Raw genomic sequence first — 20,654 nt, forward strand, 5'->3', positions numbered from 1 at the left:
GCGGGAAACTAGACGAACGGAAAAGGCGGGGAAAATAACTGGAAGAACGGGAAAAATAGCGGAAAATAGTAAGAAAAAGTTCGGGCAAAAAATAATGCGGGAGGTGCTCTTTAGGCTATGAGTATGAAGATTTTACATACATCCGATTGGCATCTGGGACGTAGCCTGCATCAAGCAGATCTCACCCCGGCTTTTCAACTGTGGATTGATCACGTTGTGGATACTGTGCGTGCGCATGAGGTCGATGCACTCCTCATTTCAGGGGATGTTTATGATACAAGCACCCCGTCGGGAAGTATCGTGGAACTTTTTTCGACGGCTTTGCGGCGCTTAACTGAACTCACAACTGTTATTGCGATTTCCGGTAATCATGATTCGGCACAAAGGCTCGGTTTTGGTGCGGATTTATTCAAAGATTCTTTACATATTCGAACAAAATCTGTTGATTGCGGGATTCCTGTTCCCGTCTACACAAAAAACGGAACACTCGGAGCGCTTGTGTATCCTATCCCCTATCTCGATCCGTACATGGAGAAAAATGCTCTCGCTCATGCTCTAGAACAACATGCGATTATGCTCCCCAACGAGGAAGAGGGCGCCTCAAAACGCCACAACTCACCGATAGCGCACAAAGCGCCCGAACACAACAGAACGCCTGAAAACAACAAAGCGAGCACCCCAGAATGCACCGGAATCGTCGCCGAAAACCCTCCCTCGGTGATGGCAGAAAACAACACGCAACCCCGCATCCAAGGAAACCACCCCTCAGTGATGAAAGCGGCGTTAGAGCTCATTAAAAAGGATTGCGAGGAGGGCGAGTTTTCAGGCGAAAACGTGGCGCGGATTGTCATGGCTCATGCTTTTGTTACCGGGGCGCAATCTAGCGAATCGGAACGGGATATTAGTGTTGGAGGTATTGATAACGTACCAAGTTCGCTTTTTCGCCTCGGCGATACTGAGGGCGTCGGGCCATTAAGCTATATTGCCCTCGGGCACTTACATTCACCGCAAAAGGTTGGCGTTAAGGGCGATCCGCCTATGCGTTACTCGGGCTCCCCTATCGCATTTTCCTTCACCGAAACCGTGCAGAAATCCTCGGCCCTTCTCACGTTTGACGGTTCGCAACTCACGGACACCACGCTTATCCCCGCTCCCGTGTGGCGCCCAATCCGAACAATTGAAGGAACTTTAGAGTCCATTCTCGATGCGAAAAACCAAGCATATAGGGATGCCTTCGCGCGAATTATCGTCACCGATTCTTCACGCCCGCCACACCTCATTCCGCTCATTCACCAGGCTTTCCCACACGCGCTGGACATCCACTACCGCTCTAGCACCCAGGCTCATATGGCAAGCATCAATCCCAGTATCTACAATCCTCTGGACATAATTATGGATTTCATGAAAGAAACCGGCGGGAGGAACCTTACCCCAGAAGAAAAAGAACTACTCTCATGCGTATGGGACAATGTGAAAGCTGGTGAAGAATAATGCGGTTAAGACGTCTAACATTCAGGGGTATCGGGCCGTTTGCTGGTGAAGAAAACATTGATTTTGATCGAATGTCATCATCCAGCATCTACCTCTTGGAAGGCCCTACAGGTTCAGGAAAATCCACCATTATTGACGCCATATGTTACGCACTCTACGGCAAAATTGCAGGCGGAAAAGATTCCAGCGTAGAACGCCTACGCTCCACCTTTGCGAACCCGAAAAAACCCAGTTTTGTTGACTTAATTTTCACCGTTGAATCTGGAACCTACCGTGTGCGACGAGAACCCGAATATATTAAGGAAGGAAACGCCAACCCTTCGCGTGCAACAGCGAAACTCATGAAAATTTCGGATGACTCCGTAAAAACCGGAAGCGATAAAGGCGAACCCTTAGCGTCTCTCCCCCGCGATGTCGGGCCCGCTATTATTAAACTTATCGGGCTCAACGCAGAACAGTTTCTCCAAACCGTTATCCTTCCGCAGGGCAAATTCTCAGAATTTCTCGCATTAAACACACAAGATCGTACAGCGTTACTCTCAAAAATATTTAACACGGGCTTATACGGGAAGCTCACCAGCCAACTACAGGAGCTGGCAAAGCAATCACGGGCAGATATAGAGGCGAAAAAGACAGCTATCGAAAAATTTACTTACGCTCTTGCATCCGATCTCAACCTTGCACCCGAAGAACAAGAAGAACTTAGCGAAAAAGCGAAAAACCTCACCCTACCGGAAAACATTGACGAACTAAACGACACCATTGCACACCACGTCGAAAAACTCGTTGAAGAACATCACCGCGCACAGCTCGTAGCCGACGGCGCCGAAACACATGCACGGCAGAAGGAAGAAAAATTCAAGCATGCACAAGAATTAACGAATCTTCTTGCACAACGGAGCAAACTACGGGAAACTCGCGCTGAACTAGAAAAACAACAACCCGAAATCGACAAAAAGCGGGAACAGTTACGCTTGCACACATTAACATTGCCGTTAATGCCCCTTGTCGAACAATTTACAAAAACCCGTGATAACCTCAACCTCGCCAAAGAAGGCTACGAAAAACTCTGCCAAGATAATGCCACGCTAGCAGATAAAACGTACAGCTCTATACGTTTCCTCCCAACGATTTCAGCTGACTCTCTCGCCTCCCAACACCTGAGCACAGCCCATCAACTATCCGATACACTACGAAAAGAAAGCGGGAAACTTGAAGAACTCCGCAATGCGGAACATGCGTTACAGGTTTTGAAAAATGACCATCGTGTAGCGCTACAACATGCCGAAAATGTTGCGAAAAAACTGGAGGTTGCAAAGACGGAAGAAAAACAGCTTCACGAGAAAATATGCGAAGCTGAACATGTCAAGAAAAAACTCGAACCTATACTCCTAGAGATTCCTCGCATAACAGCAGGGCTCAACGAATGGGAACAACGCTTAGAAGATTATCGAACAGCTGATGCGCTTGAAAAATCATTCAACCAGGCACGTCAAGAATACGATACAGCAAAGAAAAAACTGACCTCTTCACAACAAAATCATCAACTTCTCACACAGCAATGGCTTGCTTCAATATCAGCGGAAATTGCTGAAACTTTGGAAGATTCTCTTCCCTGCCCGGTGTGCGGATCCGTCGAACACCCCCAACCCGCCCGGGCAACCGAAACGCACGTGACACGCAACGAAGTTGAAGATGCAGAGAAGAAACTCAGTGCCGTGCGCGTACAGGTTGAAAAAATAACGGGGGCATATACGCAAGCGCGAACTCGCTGGGAAGAAAAGAAAAACTCGATTAAGGGATACTCCGAGGAACAAATTTCTACGGAGCTTGCACGATATACGAAACTTTCGGAGCAGGCGCAAACCCAAGAAGAAGAACTACGCGAATGCGAAAAATTACTTGAGAATCTGTATAAGGAACACGAAGAATGTGCAACTGCCCATCAAACCTTGCGCGAAGAACAGTCGCGCCGTGGGGCCACTCAACAACAATTGGCGCTCAATATTCAGGCAGAAGAGCAACGCTTATCTCAAGAATGTGGCGGTTTTGATTCACTTGAAGAACGCCAGAAATTCCACGAGGATAACCTCGGCATTCTCGACTCCTGGATCGAAGCCGCCACCCAGCTTCTTGAGGCAGGGCAACTAGCTGGTCAGGCACAAGAAAAACTCAATGTCGCGATCAAAAAAGAACCCATTTTTGCATCGGCTAAGGACATACAAGATTCCCATGTCAGTAAAGAAACCGAGTCCATTTTGGAAAAAGAATGCGCGGAATTCACGCGCATGTGGCATGAAGTGGAACGTGATTTAGCCGAACCAGCCATTGCGCAGCTAACAGGTGAAGAACAACCCCGGCTTAAAGAAAACGAACAAGCCGTGCGCGAAGCCCAAGAAGAAGTTCGAAAAGCGAGGGCTGTGGCAACACGGCAGGAAACGCTTTTAGCTCAGGCTCGTAAGCATCACACCCAGGTGGAGACAGCAGAAAAAGCCTGGTTGGATAGCGTTCGGGAAGCAGGCCCGTCGCTTCGCCTTGCTGCCCTCGCAACTGCGGGAGTCGAATCCAAAACCAATATTCCGCTCGAAACCTATGTTCTTCAACAACGTTTTGAACGCATTATTGACGTCGCCAACGAACGCCTGCTCACCATAAGTAACGGCGTTTATCAGCTAATGCGCACAAACGATAAAGACAAAGGCTCACGGCAAACAAAAATCGGTTTGGGGTTAAAAGTTCGCGAATGGAGAGAAGGCAAAGAAAGCCTGCGCGAAACCGCGAGCCTCTCAGGTGGGGAAACATTCTTCGTCGCACTGGCTTTAGCTCTTGCACTAGCAGACGTTGTGCGCGCAGAAAACGGTGGAATACACCTAGAAACGCTCCTTATAGACGAAGGATTCGGAAGTTTATCGTCCGATAAATTACATAATGTAATGGATGTGCTTCACGGACTCACAGAACACAAACGAAGCGTCGGGGTTATCTCACACGTGGCTGATATGAAAGAAGCCATCTCCGAAAAAATCTCCATCCGCCGCCTTCCCGACGGAACATCTACGCTCCGAGCAAGCTATGAAAACTAAACACAACGGAAGTTTTCGCGCTAAACACGCCCCGCTAAACGCGATACGTCGCCCGCAACTCCTCTGCACAACCTGCACGCTCAGTAATGTCAAACCAGAGCAAATCTTCTTCCGTTAGCCTTTCGAACGCTTCATCATCGGCAGGCGCTTTTTTCACATCTTCTTCCGCTTCCCACCCATCGACGTGGAAACATGCAACTCGCACCCATTCCACATCGCGTGTTAAACGCAAAGCCGTGGGCAATCCAGAACCCATCTCCAACCACGCATCGGGAACATCAGCAGAAATAACCACGCGACGAGGATGAATATCAGGCTCTTCTTCCATTAAGCGCGGAATTAAGTCCACGGAAGCGTCCGTTGCGGCATTAAATGCAACCGCCTCGATAATCTCTGCTTCCTCATCCGGCATAACTTTCAAGAGTTCTTTCGTAACTGCATGTACAACTCGCGCAGTTACCTTGTTTTGACCTAAATCGAACGGCGTTGCCGGAATGTATATCCTCATAGCCTTATTCTATCTAAGGCTTCCAGCGCAAAGGCAAAGAAACGAGGCAATCACTCCACAAGCACACCTTTCTCAAACGAAAATAATGTGGCACGAATCGTCATCAGATGCGCAACACGACTTGCCGCCCCGCGAGGAACAAAACATTCCACACAATAACGTTCCACCCCGCAAGGAAAAGAACGAATACCAAAAATATCGGAAATTTTTGTTCGCGCGGTTTTCGTTACACGCCCTTCCCCAGCCTTCACACGGCCTTGCCCCTCTGCTACATACCCTTGCTCCACCATTGTGCAACCTCCGTCTCCTTTCCCCGAAGCTACACGACCTCCATCTCCACGTCCCGTAGCCACATACCCTTCCCCCGTCCACAGCTCTAGCGAGTCTCCTACCCCCACATGAGAAAGTGGCATATCAACAGGAATAACCATACGAACAGAATTTTTTCCGGCACGTTCTTGCGCTCGCTGTAATCCAAGATACTGCGACGCAACAAACCAACAAACACATGCTCCCAAAAGCGACAACACCGCAATGATTAACAGTTTTCCACGAGCTTCCCCGCCCTGGCGTTTACCTCCTCGCGCATTACCCTTGTCAGCCTTCACATCTGCCACGTCCCAGCGGGCATTTTTATCGTACAAGCGCGCCGTCCTCGATTTTCCACCCTTGGTTGCTCCCACACGCACGCTTTTCTGGCCCGCAATTTGTCCACCGTCGTTACCAACATCTTCAACCAGAGCACGCCGCCCACGATAACGTACCGCTTCTTGTCCCGTTCGCCCCGTATCCGATTTCAGCGATGTAACGCCTTTCTCCTTCACGAGAGCCTCCTCCTTTTTCACGCGAGCCTCCTCCTTTCGTCGAAAATCATCACAATATTATGAATGAAAAAAGAAGCCCCCATAAATAGTTATCCACAGTTGTGGAAAACCCTCGATTACATGCCGCTTATCCACGTTTCTATCCACAGCGGAACACCTCTTGGGGAAAGAGTTTCGCCCTGTCGTTGTTTTCTTTTTATTCTTCATTGACGACGAGACAAAGCAGCTCTCGTCGCAGTAAAGTCGGATATATCCAGTTGGCCTACTTAATTAACTGTTTAAGATAGCTTATAAGGCCGAAGATATCCGGCACAGATGAGAACGGAAAGGATATCTGTCATGGGATATCTCAGCAAATCTTTCATAGCTTTAGGCGCATCATTGACGAGTGCCTATCTATGCATTAACGCATTTCACATCTGCCTTGAGACTAGCGGATATGGATTGTTTTTCGCCATCGGCCTCGTTGTCTGCCTTGGAGTATTCTGCGTTTCCGGTGCGCGATTATCTCTTAGTTACTACGCTTTGCATAGCGCACACAGCGGACGCTTGAGCCTTATCGTTCGGCTAGCGTCCGTTGCAGGCACGGCAAAAACGCGACGTTCGCTCGCAGCGCTTTTCGTCGCATCTGCACTAACATTCCCACCCATGGGACACGCATGGGCAGATGAATTACCGCCACCAACAACTTCAACGGAAGTTGAGGATATCGATTTAGGCATAGGAGGGTCACTGAACAAGAAAGCCCACGAGAACAAGGAAACACAACCTGATTCTTCTTCGCCTTCGGATAACACCTCCCAAGAGTCAAGAGAGTCAACACCTTCTGAGCCACATGACACTAAACAACCGGCACCACCACAAGACACCACTGCAGATATGGGGAAGAAGAATATCACTTCTGCCGACAAGCAACCCGCGCCTCCAATATCGTCGAACAAACCTCAATCAACAAATAAACTGCCTCCGAATAAGACACAATCCTCGGCAAACATCCAGGCACTCCCCCTCAATCCTCAGATGCCAGACAAGAAACACGTGGCCGTATCGCCCAACAACTTAACCTCGCCACGTGATAACGCGCCGGCAATGCGGGAAAAACTTTTATCTGCGCAACAGGAGAATTTGCGCGCCACACAACTTCCACATAGTTCGTCATCCCGAGCAAATCTAGAGAGCAAAACCCCACCACCACGTTCTCTAGCTCAGGCGCCATTCACTACTTTTTCGAGAATATTAGGACACCGTTTTATTTCTCCCATCCTTAATACAGTTTTTCCTTTTCTCGACGAACAATATCGCCAATTTCTTGACGGCAACAGAGATTTTTCATCGGGCACCAACAAGCCTTTCCACCACGGGCACGGCACCCCTGGAAACGATGAAAAAACGAGAACGTACACAGTTTTTCCTGGCGATTCATTGTGGAAAATATGCCGTGGAGTTCTTGGAGAAGAGGCGAGGAATGCAGATATAGTTGCGGGAATTCATGCCATTGTTGCCGAAAATAAGATTCCCGAACCCAACGTTATCTATCCGGGACAACTGCTAAAGCTCCCGATGTACCTTATTCAACCTAAAACTTAACGTAAAATCGGGGTCCATCATGTCAACAGTTCCCGCCAACAAAAAATCAGAAAAGCTGGTAACGATACCGCAAGCAAGTACAGCAACAAGTACAGCAACAAGCACAGCATTTGTTATCTCCCATCTGCCACCTCCTGCGGACAAAATACGCATGTCGTTAAGCAATGTTTTCGACGAGAAAACATCTGGAGAAAGAACCCCGCCGGCACGAATAAAAAGAGAACCGCGAGGAAAAACAGGAAGCCCTGGGACGCGAAATGCAAAAGGGGAGAAACAAGCGCGAAGAGAAACGAAACCGCAACGAAGAGGAACGAAGCAACCACGAAGAGAAGCAAAACCACGAGAAGAAACGCAGCCCTGCACCACCCACGAAAATTACCCCGTGACAAGCCCCCGGAAACCGTGGGATCGGGTCGCTTTGAAAGCCACACCCTTTCGAAATGTGTGGAGGGAGTGCAAAGAAAATTTGAATGATCCCCTACCGGGAGATGCTCCTCAGCCCGAACGTTTCAGCGGAGGGGTTGTTCTCTTCGCAATTGAAGCACTTCTTGGGCAAAGGCCGGTGAACCATCTGAAAAACTGGATGGCGCCGGAAGTTTATCAAATGTTTGTTCGTCGTTGCGGACTGGGAATGAGATTGGAGGGAAAAATTTTACAGCGTCGTTGCCCCAAGATCCTCAGAATGTCTGTTTTTGCGCCACTTTTGAGAGTGCGAGAAATTATTGCCGTCATTGAGGACGGGATACGGATTCGCGCAGCCGCATTTCGTATTGAGTTCAATAGGAATCGTTGGGAAGTTGTCGCATTGGAACTCGGCTAAAAACCCACAATTGTATTGAAAAATCACATATAACTGAGAAGAACGCGAACAACCAGGATAGTGATGCACAGCTTGGATCACACCCGTTTGTACTCAATGCGGGAACGTAGGATGAGGAAACACAAGAATCCCTTTGTTCTCATACCGGCAAAGGGAAGCTGAACACGTAGGATGCGCAGCAGCATCCACATCACACCACCACGGCACCGAACAACATACACGTCACATCGCATGTGTTAAGCGGAGGGAGTAGCTTACACGAACCGTATAAGCCACTCCCTCCGCTCAATTACTTACTGCGTCGCCTATTGCGTCAGCACTTGTGTCGCCTGCTGCGTGCCTATTGCGTCGGCAATTGCGTCACCTACCGCGTTATTTCCTGCGCTTCTTTTTCTTAGCGGCTCTGCGTTGTGCACGATTTCCGCCTTCAGAGCGGTGAGCAGTTGCCGGAGATGCCCCGCCGCCGGACTGGAAAGAACTCCCGGCGCCGGTTTGAGTTGCCTCACCACTGCCGTCCATTGAGGGCGCCGAATAGGACACGTTTTGCTGACGAGTTCTTTTTTCAAGGCCTAGGCTTTGTGCGCTAACGCGTTCACCAGAAGCCGCAGCGTTACTATTGTCGTGAAGATCGTTAGCGGCCGCAAAGGCAGCTTCCATGTTCTTCGCAGGTGAAGCTAGTTTTGCGGCTTCTTCTTGAAGGCGCGCTTCACGTTCAGATGGCAACTCGAAATTGAACAAGTATTGAACGGTTTCACCCATGATATTGTCGTTCATTGCCTGGAACATGCGGTATCCCTCGTCCTTGTATTCAACAAGGGGATCCTTTTGAGCCATAGCACGCAAACCGATACCCTCTTTAAGGTAATCCATTTCGTACAAATGCTCGCGCCACTTACGATCCAGTACAGACAACAAAATCTGACGTTCAAGCTCACGCATTGATGCTGAACCAACCTCGTCTTCACGTTCCTCATAAAGTGCGTGAATATCCTGGTTTAGTTCACTCTTCACTCTTTCCTGGGAAAGCTTATGCAACCCACCCGCGTCCTCAATGAGCTCTTGGGCGCTGAAGCCAGGCTTGTAGTAACTCTTAAGATCATTCCACAGGGCTTCAAGATTCCAATCTTCTTCACTGCCCTGAGTATGAGCCGTTACAACATCGTCGATAACGAAATCAAGGAAACCGCTAATAAGGTTCTCAATATCGTCACCACGCAAAATGCTCCGGCGTTCGTCGTACACCACGGTACGCTGATCGTTCATCACGTCATCGTACTTCAACACGTTTTTACGCATTTCCGCATTACGTGCCTCGTTTGAGGTTTGCGCACGAGTGACGTTTTTCGCCATTCCCCTATGCTCTAACGGGGTGTCATCATCGACAATTGCCGCATTAATCATGCGCCCGGTAATTCCCTGACCCCACAAACGCAACAAATCATCTTCAAGGGAAAGATAGAAACGCGATTCGCCCGGATCGCCCTGGCGTCCACTACGTCCGCGCAACTGGTTATCAATACGACGCGATTCGTGACGTTCGGAACCCAGCACATACAAACCACCGAGCGCCGTCACCTCATCATGTTCTTCGGCAACCGCGGCCTGTTCTCGCTTCAACGCTTCGGGCCATGCAAGTTCGTATTCTTCCGGAGTCTCTTCCGGATCCATGCCCTTGCTCTTCAGGAGGTCCACTGCGCGATGCTCCGGATTGCCACCGAGCATAATATCCGTACCACGCCCAGCCATATTTGTTGCAACTGTCACGGCACCTTTACGCCCAGCTTCCGCAACAACACGCGCTTCTCGCTCGTGCTGCTTAGCATTCAACACCTGGTGCGGAACCCCAACCTGGTCAAGCAAATCAGAAAGTTCTTCCGAAGCTTCCACCGATGCCGTACCAACAAGGATTGGCTGGCCTTTTTCGTGGCGTTCAACAATATCCGCAACAACCGCCTGCAGTTTTGCGGCGCGAGTCGAATAAATCAAATCCGTTCGATCCACGCGAATCATGGGCTTATTCGTCGGAATCGGCACCACACCAAGTTTGTAGGTTGAAGCAAATTCTTCAGCTTCTGTTTCCGCCGTACCCGTCATGCCGGACAGCTTTTTATACATGCGGAAATAGTTCTGGAGCGTAATTGTGGCAAGAGTCTGATTCTCCGCCTTAATCTCCACGCCTTCCTTGGCTTCGATTGCCTGATGCATACCCTCGTTATAGCGACGTCCAGGCAAAACACGCCCGGTATGTTCGTCAACAATAAGAACTTCACCGTGCAACACAACATAATCGCGGTCGCGCTCAAAAAGTTCCTTCGCCTTAATAGCGTTGTTCAAATAGCCAATCAGTGGCGTATTCAGAGACTCATAAAGGTTATCAATGCCAAGCGTATCCTCAACTTTATCGATACCCGGCTCTAAAATGCCGACGGTGCGCTTTTTCTCATCGACCTCATAATCGGTATCCTTGCGCATCTTCAACACCAAACGCGCAAATTCCTGATACCACTTATTCGCATCCCCTTCGGCAGGACCCGAAATAATTAACGGTGTACGCGCCTCATCAATAAGAATGGAATCAACTTCGTCGACAATCGCAAAATTGTGCCCGCGCTGAACCAACTCATCGGTATCCCACGCCATATTATCGCGCAGGTAATCGAAACCAAATTCGTTATTCGTTCCGTATGTAATATCCGCGTTGTATTGTTTACGACGTTCATCAGGATCCTGCCCGGTCACAATACAACCGGTTGTCATCCCGAGGAAACGATACACACGTCCCATAAGTTCAGACTGGTACGACGCCAAATAGTCATTCACCGTCACCACATGCACACCTTCACCACTCAACGCGTTGAGATAGGACGGCATCGTCGCAACAAGAGTTTTACCTTCACCAGTTTTCATTTCCGCAATCATGCCCAGGTGAAGCGCCGCACCACCCATAATCTGAACATCATACGGACGCTGTCCAATAGTGCGCACAGCTGCTTCGCGAACGGTTGCGAAAGCCTCGGGCAACAACCGATCCAGGGTTTCGCCCTCGGCGAGTCTCTTCTTAAAAACCTCAGTTTGCCCGCGAAGTTCCTCATCGGACATCGACTGAATATCTGGCTCAAGAGCGTTAACTTGTTGACTAATGCGCTTCAGGCGCTTCAATGTGCGCCCTTCTCCTGCTCGAAGAATGCGGTCAAGAATACGTACCACGCGTAAAACTCCTTTTTGCGGACATAACTTATACCATTGTACGCGTTTCTTCACGCTTCATGAGCCCCGTTCACTCCCAGCGCGTGCGTTCTTCGTTACGTCTCGTCTCGCAACGTAATTATTTACGACGACGAAATCCGAAACTAGTGGCTACGCTCCACAGATTTCACCGAATACTCCACAAGAAGCTCACGAACCGGCGTGTCCCCTAACGGCTCTAAATGATTAATCGCGTCCATCGCCCATGTTGTGGCAATATTTTTTGCTTCACCCATCACATCGTGCCTGCGAATATCCGCCACGAGCTGATGGCGGGCTTCACTATCCAAATCGGTTACACGATTCCAGCGGTCAAGTATGCTGTCCCCCGCACTATCGAGCTGCCCGGACGCACTCCATTCTTGAAGCAAAATAATCGGCATGGTGATAACGCCCGCTTTAATATCTGCGCCGGGATCTTTCCCGCTCGTCGCATCATCTGACATAACGTCGATATAGTCATCTGCAAGTTGGAAAGCAACACCCATTTTTTCGCCGAAAGCCCGGACTTTCTCAGCCACGGGAAGGAATTCTTCTTCGCGCTCAGGCCCGGCAGAACCAAGAACACCTTGAGTTGCCGAATCGGCAATAAGCGAACCTGTTTTATCACTCAACACGTTAATGTAGTAGGCGCGCACATCTTCTTCACCCTCTGGCCCGAGAGTTTCCATGAGCTGCCCAACGCACAGGCGGGTAAAGGTTTCCGAATAGAATTTTTGGGTGTAGCGCCCGGCCGCCATAATACGTTTCGTTGCGCGCGCAAACAAAATATCGCCACCTAAAATTGCGGCCGACGTTCCGAACACCATGTGCGCAGATTCCACACCTCGCCGCAAATCTGAACCGTCCATCACATCGTCGTGATATAGGGATGCAACATGGGTAAGTTCCATGGCGGTGGCCAAACTTTCCACACGATCAGACTCCGGTTCCGGCCCTAAATAGGAACACACCAACGTTAACGCGGGGCGAAGCCTTTTCCCTCCGGCACGCATGAGATGACTCGTCACCGGGCGAGCCCTGATTGGCCCCAGGTTCGTTTCTTTTGCGAGGATTTTTTCCACGCCCTTCATGCGCTCGGCAACCCGTGTGCGTATTTTATCTGTTGTTAAAGTCATGATATGTCCATGGTAGGCGCAAAAGCACGGTGAATAGCAACTATTCCGCCAGTGAGATTTCGGTACTCCACCCCATTCAGTCCCGCGTGATGCAACATCTGCGCGACCCCAAGCTGATCGGGCCAAGCCCCGATGGATTCCATCAAATACGCATATTCGGAAACACTTTTCGCAACAACACCGGCAACCCGAGGTAAAATGTGACGCAAATAGCTATCATAAACCGTACCAAATACGCGACTTTCCGGATGCGAAAATTCCGCTATCACCACGCGCCCCCCTGGACGCAATACGCGCCTCATTTCATTTAAAGCCTTCTGCGGCTCCTCAACATTACGCAAACCGTAAGAACACGTGACCGTATCGAAACTTTCGTCGTCGAAAGGAAGAGCGGTTGTGTCCGCCTGTTGGAACGTAATGTGTGGGTAGGTTTTACGTGCTTTTTCCAACATTCCCGACGAAAAATCTATCCCCACCACTCTCGCGCCAAAACCTTCATATTCGGCGGTGGATGTACCTGTACCGCAGGCTATATCAAGAATTCGCTGCCCGGGCTGAATATCGAGCGCCACAAGAACCGCTTTACGCCACAGCCGAACCTGCCCAAAACTGAGGACATCGTTAGCGAGATCGTAACGTGGCGCGATTTTATCGAACATACCAGATATTTTTCCGGCCTCCTTATCGACAAATCCCTGTTCATTGAGATGTGATTCACGAGGAAGGCTTTTGTTCATGGGACTATCTTCACATAAAACGACACTTTTCACACCTCCGATACGGAAAAGCTCAAAACTTTTCTTTCCCCGCGTAAACTAGAAGAGCTAATATGATGAACCCGGCATCGCCCAAAAATTTTCAGCGTATGCTGAGGGATATCACGCATATAGGAAGGATTTTAAATGCCCGAGCAGGAAACTCCGAAAAACACATCGGACCTTTTTAGCACCTGGGATAACGATAATGTTGCAACACCGCAGGTTTCTAAACCACACGAGTCGAAACTAAAATCCCCCGAACTTCTCTCGGCTATTCGTCGCACTTTCTCACGCCAAACGTGGTTTGTTTCCTTGCTTTCGCCCGTCGTCGCCGTTCTTATCGGATTCCTTGTTTCGCTGTTTACAGTTCTTGCACAAGGCAACCTTTTCCTTAACGCAACGCTAGCGGGCACGCAACCCACCCTCCCAGCCATACCTTCCGCGTTGCTCGTCACTGCTTTAGGTTTGGGAGGAACCTGGAATATTACTATTACTCTTCCCTCGGCTCCACAGCTTGCTCCACGTGCGCCGATACACATTGATCTTTTTGTTCCCGCGCTAACAATCACTGTTATAGTCGGCCTCACACTTTACCTTTGCCACATGTTTGTTGGGCGAGGAAAACGCAATTCCACGCTACTCGTATGGATACCTGCATGGATTTCAGCCCTCACGTTGAGCGCATTAGCCGCACTTCTGGCATTCTCCACAAAAGTTTTTTTGGAGTCTCCTGTACCGTCGCTCGGTACAACAACGTTTGTTGCCCAGCCAAGCATCTGGTTAACGGCGCTTCTTGCCCTACCCGTCGGACTGTTCTGTTCAGCCTTCGGCAGGCTTTCGACCCTGAAAAACTCGCCCTCAACACGTTTCGCTCTCACCAGCGCCTCCTTCATCCCCACCTTTGCCCACGCGGTACGTATCGCTTTTGCCGTATATCTTGCGGGAGCACTTGTTTGTGGACTCGCCAGCCTACCTCCGGCTATCGATTATCTAATACAGATACCGGGCGCTTCATTCATTAGTTTTATCCCGTTCATTTTCACTATAGGTGTCGCCGCCCTTCAAGGACTTTTGATGGGTGTTGGCTTCATAAATGTCGCCTCAACAATGAGGCCTTCCGCCCACCAAACGGCACTCATCCTGCCTATAATGCCTTCGTGGGAGGTAGTGTGCGGGTTTATTTTACTCTTCGCCCTGTTGTTGGGCGCTGCCTACCGTTGGGGTCGTACTCGCGATCCACTTCTCGAATATGGGCCTTTTGCTTGGATTCCTATGCCTTTCGCCTTCACATCCGTCCTGGCAATCCTCAATGTTATTGGCAGGGCTTCCATCACGACTTCCGACCGAAATATCAAGCAAATGTTCTCTTTCGGTATTTCCTGGTATGTAATCTTTGCAGGTGTGGTTCTCGGGCTTATTGTTGAAGGCCTCTCCCGTATTTTCCGCACCAAACCACCGGTTTCTGAAACTTCCGGGTTCCTTTTGCCCCACGAATCCAGCATTCCTGGGCGTCTGAATATTCCCGGCGCCCCCGACGGAGTTGCTGTTCACCCCGGCGATCCCTCAACAGATATCGCAGAAAATCCCACTGATTATATCGACGACGACACCGAAACCTCTTCGCACCTTGAAGGAAAGGGCGACGCGGCCGACTACGCCACCCATCTCGACGGTGACACCAGTAATGCAAACACCAGCGATATTGTAGAAACCGTGGCCGACGGAGACACCCCCGAAACCTCTTCGCACCTTGAAGGGAAGGGCGAGGAAAATATCGCTGTAGCTACGACGGCAGTGGCAGGCAACACACAAGAAACACCGAACGTGCAAGAAGCGGCGGATACACAAGAAACGACGGACACACAAGATATCCCGGACACACAAGAAACGACACCCGAAAACTCCGCAACCGCTTCGGCCAGGGCCGAAGCGGAAAACCCGGAGAAAACAACACATTAGGTTCCTTACCACATAGTTATCGTCGAGAAAGAGCTTGCCGTGGGTTGGTAGAATGCTACCCATGGCAAGCTTTTCAACATGGATACACGGAGCGCGACTTCAAACGCTACCCGCCTCCATTTCCCCTATTTTCGCGGGGGTTGGCGTTACCCTATGGCTAGATACTTTCGATGTTTTTCTGTCGATTTTGTGCGTACTAGCAGGGCTCACTATCCAACTTGCCGTTAATTATTCCAACGATTATTCGGACGGCATCCGTGGCACCGATAAAAATCGAATCGGTCCGGCGCGTTTGACGGGTGGCGATTTGGCACATCCGTACACAGTTCTTGCCGTGGCGATCGGCTTTTACGGTTTAACTGCGGCACTCGGGCTAATCATTATTGCCTTTAGCGGGCAGTGGTGGCTCATACTCGTGGGTGTGGCAGCGATTGCAGCCGGATGGTTCTATACGGGCGGGAAACGCCCCTACGGATATATGGGGCTCGGAGAAGTCTTTGTGTTCGTGTTCTTCGGGCTGGTGGCCTGTGGAGGGACGATTTTTGTTCAGGCCGGCGGTGTTCCTCTTCTTGGATGGCTCTCTTCGTGCATTATGGGGCTCGTTGCATGTTGCATTCTTATGTTGAATAACATTCGCGATATTCCCACAGACACATATGCGGGCAAGAAAACCCTCGCTGTGCGCATGGGCGATAATCGGGCACGCATCGCCTACAGCATTACACTCATTTTTGCCATGAGCATGTGTTTCGGGCTGTGCTTCACCCCCAACATTCACACCTGGTGCGCGGTATTTTTCCTTCCGTCACTCGTTTTCGTGGCGATAAACATTGCGCGTATTCTAGGTATCGGCCAGCCCGCAGCACACGGCGGAAGCATCAACAAGCTGGTAAAACTCTCGGGTTTGACCGAACTCACCATGGGTTTAGCGTTGCTTGCCACCTTCTGGGTTAGCGCGAACTTGGTATAATAACGAGAATACAAACACAACGTGGTTTATACCCGCGTGAATTGAGGAAAGATGCCGAGGATTTTGTTAATACTCACCGCACTCGCCATATGGATTTACGGGATTATCGACGTGACACGAACACACGATACTACTCGTTTCCCCGGTCGTTTAAAGAAACCTGCATGGCTCGCGCTAACGATATTTCTCCCCACTGTTGGTTCACTACTGTGGATAATATTCACTTTCCCCATCAAATTCCCTGCAAAAGAAATTAGTCTCGGCGGGAATCCATTTTCGCGCTATTCTCCGTCGAAAAAGAAAAAAGAACCCGTTGCTCCCGACGACGACATCGAATTTTTGAAGAAAATTGATTCGTATAACCGTTTCCGTGAATGGGAACGTGAGCAGGAAAAAAAGAAAGACTCGGGCGAATCCGATTCCGAGAAAAACTTCTCTGACCCCGACGATAAAGGGCCGGTTTCCTAGCAAGGAACCGATTTCTAACCACGGGGTCTTTCCTAACCAAAGAGCCGGTTTCCTAGTGGCGCTCCCGCATTCTTCCTATATTTTATTCTCCCGTATGCGTTGCCGCGCTGGAGTTTCCTGGGGTGACGTCACGGGCGAGAGCGAGAAGTTCGCAAGCCGGTTCGGCGTAATCCACCGCAACAAGACCGTTACCTTGGAAGGTTAGCGACGTAACGGAACACAACGCACATTGGCGTTTGCGCGGGTCGTGTGCAAGGCTTTTACCTTCAAGGAATGACCGTAGCGTCCAGATGGGTAGCTGGTGGGAAACAAGAACTGCTTCTCCCCCGCGTGATTCGTGGAGAGCCCGGCGCACAGCGTTACTCATGCGGGCAACGATCTCTGTGTAGGGTTCGCCCCAGGAGGGCTTGAAGGGGTTAATGTACCAGCTCCAGAATTTGGGGTGGGCAAGAATCCAGCGGTTTTTATTGACATTAATGCCTTCGAATTTATTTCCTGCCTCAATGAGTTCCGGGTTTTCAATAATATCCAGGCCTGCCTGTAGCGCGGTTGGTGTTGCGGTTTCTACGGCGCGTTCGAGGGGCGAAGAGTAAACGTTGCGCACATCGCGTCCCTCAAAGAATCGGGCTACTTCGCCGGCCATATCGTGCCCAAGTTGCGTAAGATGAAATCCTCTCTGGCGACCATAAAGCTGCCCGGTGGGATTGTCCACTTCTCCGTGGCGTACAAGGTGAACGACGGTTATATCAATCATGCCTGTATCTTACCGTCTTTGCCGTCCTTATTTTCGTCGTCGTCCTACATACGTTACACAACACTGTGAGCACTACGTACCGTAACAACTTACGGACACAACAAAAGGACCGGCAAAAACCGGCCCTTGAGTTAATACAAGAATTACTTCTTGTTGCGACGCTGATGGCGCGTCTTGCGAAGAAGTTTGCGGTGCTTCTTCTTCGACATACGCTTGCGACGCTTCTTAATAACGGAACCCATCGGTACCTCCACGATAGAAAATAGGACTTGCTCAGAGCAATACCACCACATCTTACAGTGAAAAGCTCTCGAAAATACAGAACTTTCACAAAACTGGCGTAAAAATTGAGGGGAGAAATATCACCCCTCATAGCGGTGAGGTATATGCTGTGTTGACGAAACGTTATTCCCCGATAACGCGACGGACTTGTTCAGAAGCAGATGAACCACCAAGAAGTTCCTGAACGGCAGGTGCAGGAACGCGATATGAACTACCGACACGAACAGCAGGCAAATCGCCGGCATGAACCATGCGATAAACCGTCATTTTTGAAACGCGGGCAATCTGCGCAACTTCAGCAACAGTATAGAACTGTGGCTGTGAAGGTAAGGACATGTGGCTCATTTCAACACCCTGAGGAATAAGGTAACTACTACAACATGGGACAACAGGAATCCCAACATGTCCCAATTGTAGCCTATTTTCTCCCTCGTCACACCGTTTTCATAAAAAATGGATAATATTTTAAGGGAACAATACATCACCAACAAAGGAACCGTATGGCGGAAAAACCACAGGTAAGTAGCGGAACGCAACAACGCGGTTTCGCTAGTTTTTCTGTGCGTATTCGCGAGATGCTCAATAAAATTGCTCGCGACCGTCCAGCGCAGCTTGCCCTCCTCATCTTCGCCGTCATTATTTTTGTCCTTACCGCCCTCCTCTCTCTTCCTATATCAACAGCCTCAGGCAAACGCGCAAAATTTATCGACGCTTTTTTTACCGCAACCTCCTCCGTATGCGTTACGGGGTTAACAACCGTCGACACGGCAACATACTGGTCGCCCGTCGGACAATTTTTCATTAGCGCAGGGCTTATTATTGGTGGCCTCGGAGTCATGACCCTCGCGGCAATTCTGGGCCGTGCCGTCTCGCGACATGTTGGGCTCACTCAACGAATGCTCACCGCAGAAGAAAACCAATCCAGTCTGGGCGATGTTGGGGCGATTGTGCGTGCCGTCCTCATTGTTTCCCTCACAGCGCACAGTATTCTCCTCATTTCACTCCTTCCCTTCTTCCTCAACAAAGGCGAGCCCCTCCTTGCAAGCCTGAGCCATTCCTACTTCATGGCGGTCTCCATTTTCAACAACGGCGGTTTCGTAGCCATGCGCGAAGGAGTTTTGCCCTACGTCGGTAACTGGGGCCTCACGATTCCCGTCATTTTCGGCACGATTGCAGGCGCGATTGGCTTTCCCGTCGTCCTTGATATGTGGCGGCACAGAACCCGCCCACGCAAATGGTCCATTACAACAAAAATCGTGCTCGTCACCTACATTTCCCTTCTTATCTTGGGCGCAGTCGCCTTCGCGGCCATCGAATGGAATAACCCCAACACCCTCGGGCAACTCTCCACAGCCGGTAAAATTAACGCTTCGCTTTCCCTCTCAACAGTCACGCGCTCAACCGGACTGGCAACACTCGATGTGGGGCAAATGGGGGAAACCTCCTGGCTCCTCATCTCGACGCTCATGTTCATCGGGGGCGGTAGCGCATCGGCCGCGGGCGGAATTAAAGTGACAACATTCGCGATCCTCCTTCTCGCCATTCGCGCAGAAGCACGAGGCGACCGCGACACCGAAGTTTTCGGCAAACGCCTCCCACCCGAAGTATTGCGGCTGGCAATTTCCGCGACCTTTGCGGGAACGGTGATGGTAGGAACCGGTTGCGTCGCCCTGCTCCAAATGACGAATTTTAGTTTCTCGCAAATTCTTGTCGAGGTGATTAGCGCCTTCGCGACCTGCGGGTTAAGCACGGGGATTACTTCCGCTCTGCCGTTTGGTGCGAAACTTGTCCTTATTTTGCTCATGTTCTTTGGACGCACGGGAATTATGACGCTCGCGGCCGCGCTGGCCTTGCGTAGCCGGCGTCGCACAATTCGCCTTCCTGAAGAACGCCCGCTTATCGGTTAGGAAGGAATCGAAACCGTTGCTTGGGTCGCGTAGACGCGCCCGTTGCTAGGCGAGGTTGAATTGATGGATAATCGCGCACTTGAGTTCATAGTGCCTTGCATATCCGCTAAGGTTACAAGTGATACCGGTTGTGGGGACTGGGTGAAGGCTTGGGTAGAAAACCCCACTCGTGGCTAACGCGGACGTTTGGTCAATACGCAGAAAGGATTCCTATGGCGCACAATGTTGAGGAACAGGCTGTACTTGTGATTGGCCTGGGGCGTTTTTCGACGGCAATCGCCACCACGCTCGATGATTTAGGCCGCGACGTGTTGGTGATTGAGCGCAACCCGGATACCGCGCAAAAATGGAGTCATCTCCTGCGGGTTGTTGAAGGGGATGCCACGGATATGGAGACGTTGGAGCAGGTTGGCGCCAGCGATTTTGAGGTCGCGGTGGTTGGTGTGGGGAATTCCTTGGAAGCCAGCATGTTGGTGACGGCGAATCTTGTTGATTTGGGGACTCCGCAAATTTGGGCGAAGGCCATATCTCGCGCACACGGACGAATTTTGAGGCGAATCGGCGCCCATCACGTGATTTATCCGGAATTCGACGCCGGGACGCGTGTGGCGCATATGGTTTCGGGGCGAATGTTGGATTACATCGAGATGGAGGATGGATTCTCCATTGTGAAAATGAGGCCACCGCGCGAAATTCAAGGATTTACGGTTGCGAAATCGCGAATTCGTGAGCGCTTTGGTGTACGTATTATTGGGGTGAAAGCGCCCGGGCAACCTTTTGAATATGCGACGGATGATTCCCTCATTGGTGCGGAAGATACGATTATTGTTTCTGGCGATTCGCAACTTTTAGAGGAGTTTGCTAATCGGTAAAGTTCGC

At 50.3% G+C, this 20,654-nt stretch carries 17 protein-coding genes; 9 read left to right on the forward strand and 8 right to left on the reverse strand.

Annotated elements, in window-relative coordinates:
• Positions 1 to 123: 123 nt before the first annotated feature.
• Together G445_RS10845 and G445_RS0104900 are read left to right on the forward strand one after the other, a co-directional pair.
• The gene (locus tag G445_RS10845) at positions 124 to 1,491 is read left to right on the forward strand and encodes an exonuclease SbcCD subunit D (protein ID WP_022866435.1); all 1,368 of its coding nucleotides are present in this window, start codon (positions 124 to 126) and stop codon (positions 1,489 to 1,491) included.
• Positions 1,491 to 4,574 carry an AAA family ATPase gene (locus tag G445_RS0104900; protein ID WP_022866436.1) on the forward strand — a complete coding sequence of 1,028 codons (3,084 nt, stop codon included), beginning with the start codon at positions 1,491 to 1,493 and terminating at the stop codon, positions 4,572 to 4,574. The genes G445_RS10845 and G445_RS0104900 overlap by 1 nt, the downstream gene beginning before the upstream one ends.
• Before the next feature lie 34 nt (positions 4,575 to 4,608).
• Here G445_RS0104900 and G445_RS0104905 read toward each other — a convergent pair whose 3' ends face one another.
• Complete coding sequence (locus G445_RS0104905) at positions 4,609 to 5,082, reverse strand: DUF6912 family protein (protein ID WP_022866437.1); 474 nt, start codon at positions 5,080 to 5,082, stop codon at positions 4,609 to 4,611.
• A 50-nt stretch (positions 5,083 to 5,132) separates the two neighbouring features.
• Positions 5,133 to 5,927, reverse strand: a complete 795-nt coding sequence (locus G445_RS0104910; protein ID WP_022866438.1) for a hypothetical protein — start codon at positions 5,925 to 5,927, stop codon at positions 5,133 to 5,135.
• 318 nt (positions 5,928 to 6,245) lie between these two features.
• Between G445_RS0104910 and G445_RS0104915 the strand changes: the two genes are divergently transcribed.
• Positions 6,246 to 7,493 (forward strand): LysM peptidoglycan-binding domain-containing protein, encoded by a 1,248-nt coding sequence (locus G445_RS0104915; protein WP_022866439.1) that lies wholly within the window; start codon positions 6,246 to 6,248, stop codon positions 7,491 to 7,493.
• A gap of 19 nt (positions 7,494 to 7,512) precedes the next feature.
• Positions 7,513 to 8,313 (forward strand): Rv3235 family protein, encoded by an 801-nt coding sequence (locus G445_RS11485; protein WP_146002327.1) that lies wholly within the window; start codon positions 7,513 to 7,515, stop codon positions 8,311 to 8,313.
• A gap of 372 nt (positions 8,314 to 8,685) precedes the next feature.
• Here the strand turns inward: G445_RS11485 and secA are convergent, their stop codons facing one another.
• The 3 genes from secA to ubiE all read right to left on the reverse strand — a co-directional run bounded on the left by secA (position 8,686) and on the right by ubiE (position 13,414).
• Complete coding sequence (gene secA / locus G445_RS0104930; RefSeq protein WP_022866442.1) at positions 8,686 to 11,520, reverse strand: preprotein translocase subunit SecA; 2,835 nt, start codon at positions 11,518 to 11,520, stop codon at positions 8,686 to 8,688.
• Between the two features lie 143 nt (positions 11,521 to 11,663).
• Positions 11,664 to 12,677 carry a polyprenyl synthetase family protein gene (locus G445_RS0104935; protein ID WP_022866443.1) on the reverse strand — a complete coding sequence of 338 codons (1,014 nt, stop codon included), beginning with the start codon at positions 12,675 to 12,677 and terminating at the stop codon, positions 11,664 to 11,666.
• On the reverse strand, positions 12,674 to 13,414 hold the full coding sequence (ubiE, locus tag G445_RS0104940; RefSeq protein WP_022866444.1) for a bifunctional demethylmenaquinone methyltransferase/2-methoxy-6-polyprenyl-1,4-benzoquinol methylase UbiE: 741 nt from the start codon (positions 13,412 to 13,414) through the stop codon (positions 12,674 to 12,676). The genes G445_RS0104935 and ubiE overlap by 4 nt, the downstream gene beginning before the upstream one ends.
• Positions 13,415 to 13,579: 165 nt before the next feature.
• Between ubiE and G445_RS0104945 the strand changes: the two genes are divergently transcribed.
• The 3 genes from G445_RS0104945 (at position 13,580) to G445_RS0104955 (ending at position 16,832) form a co-directional block, all read left to right on the forward strand.
• A complete protein-coding gene (locus tag G445_RS0104945; RefSeq protein WP_022866445.1) occupies positions 13,580 to 15,394 on the forward strand; it encodes a hypothetical protein in 1,815 nt (604 codons plus the stop codon).
• A 61-nt stretch (positions 15,395 to 15,455) separates the two neighbouring features.
• Positions 15,456 to 16,364 carry a 1,4-dihydroxy-2-naphthoate polyprenyltransferase gene (locus G445_RS0104950; protein ID WP_022866446.1) on the forward strand — a complete coding sequence of 303 codons (909 nt, stop codon included), beginning with the start codon at positions 15,456 to 15,458 and terminating at the stop codon, positions 16,362 to 16,364.
• A 51-nt stretch (positions 16,365 to 16,415) separates the two neighbouring features.
• Positions 16,416 to 16,832 (forward strand): PLD nuclease N-terminal domain-containing protein, encoded by a 417-nt coding sequence (locus G445_RS0104955; RefSeq protein WP_022866447.1) that lies wholly within the window; start codon positions 16,416 to 16,418, stop codon positions 16,830 to 16,832.
• Between the two features lie 82 nt (positions 16,833 to 16,914).
• Here the strand turns inward: G445_RS0104955 and G445_RS0104960 are convergent, their stop codons facing one another.
• From G445_RS0104960 to G445_RS0104970, 3 genes are all read right to left on the reverse strand, one after another.
• Complete coding sequence (locus G445_RS0104960) at positions 16,915 to 17,586, reverse strand: histidine phosphatase family protein (RefSeq protein ID WP_022866448.1); 672 nt, start codon at positions 17,584 to 17,586, stop codon at positions 16,915 to 16,917.
• Positions 17,587 to 17,729: 143 nt separating this feature from the next.
• Positions 17,730 to 17,828: a 30S ribosomal protein bS22 gene (locus G445_RS11185; RefSeq protein WP_005504750.1), complete on the reverse strand. Its 99-nt coding sequence runs from the start codon at positions 17,826 to 17,828 to the stop codon at positions 17,730 to 17,732.
• Positions 17,829 to 17,991: 163 nt separating this feature from the next.
• On the reverse strand, positions 17,992 to 18,204 hold the full coding sequence (locus tag G445_RS0104970; protein WP_051127010.1) for a helix-turn-helix domain-containing protein: 213 nt from the start codon (positions 18,202 to 18,204) through the stop codon (positions 17,992 to 17,994).
• A gap of 164 nt (positions 18,205 to 18,368) precedes the next feature.
• On the opposite strand from G445_RS0104970, the gene G445_RS0104975 reads away from it, so the two are divergent.
• Both G445_RS0104975 and G445_RS0104980 read left to right on the forward strand, forming a co-directional pair.
• A complete protein-coding gene (locus G445_RS0104975) occupies positions 18,369 to 19,775 on the forward strand; it encodes a TrkH family potassium uptake protein (protein ID WP_022866451.1) in 1,407 nt (468 codons plus the stop codon).
• Positions 19,776 to 19,987: 212 nt separating this feature from the next.
• Positions 19,988 to 20,647: a potassium channel family protein gene (locus G445_RS0104980; RefSeq protein ID WP_022866452.1), complete on the forward strand. Its 660-nt coding sequence runs from the start codon at positions 19,988 to 19,990 to the stop codon at positions 20,645 to 20,647.
• The last annotated feature ends 7 nt before the right edge of the window (positions 20,648 to 20,654 follow it).

The sequence above is a fragment of the Actinotignum urinale DSM 15805 genome (genome assembly GCF_000420445.1).
Lineage (GTDB): Bacteria > Actinomycetota > Actinomycetes > Actinomycetales > Actinomycetaceae > Actinotignum > Actinotignum urinale.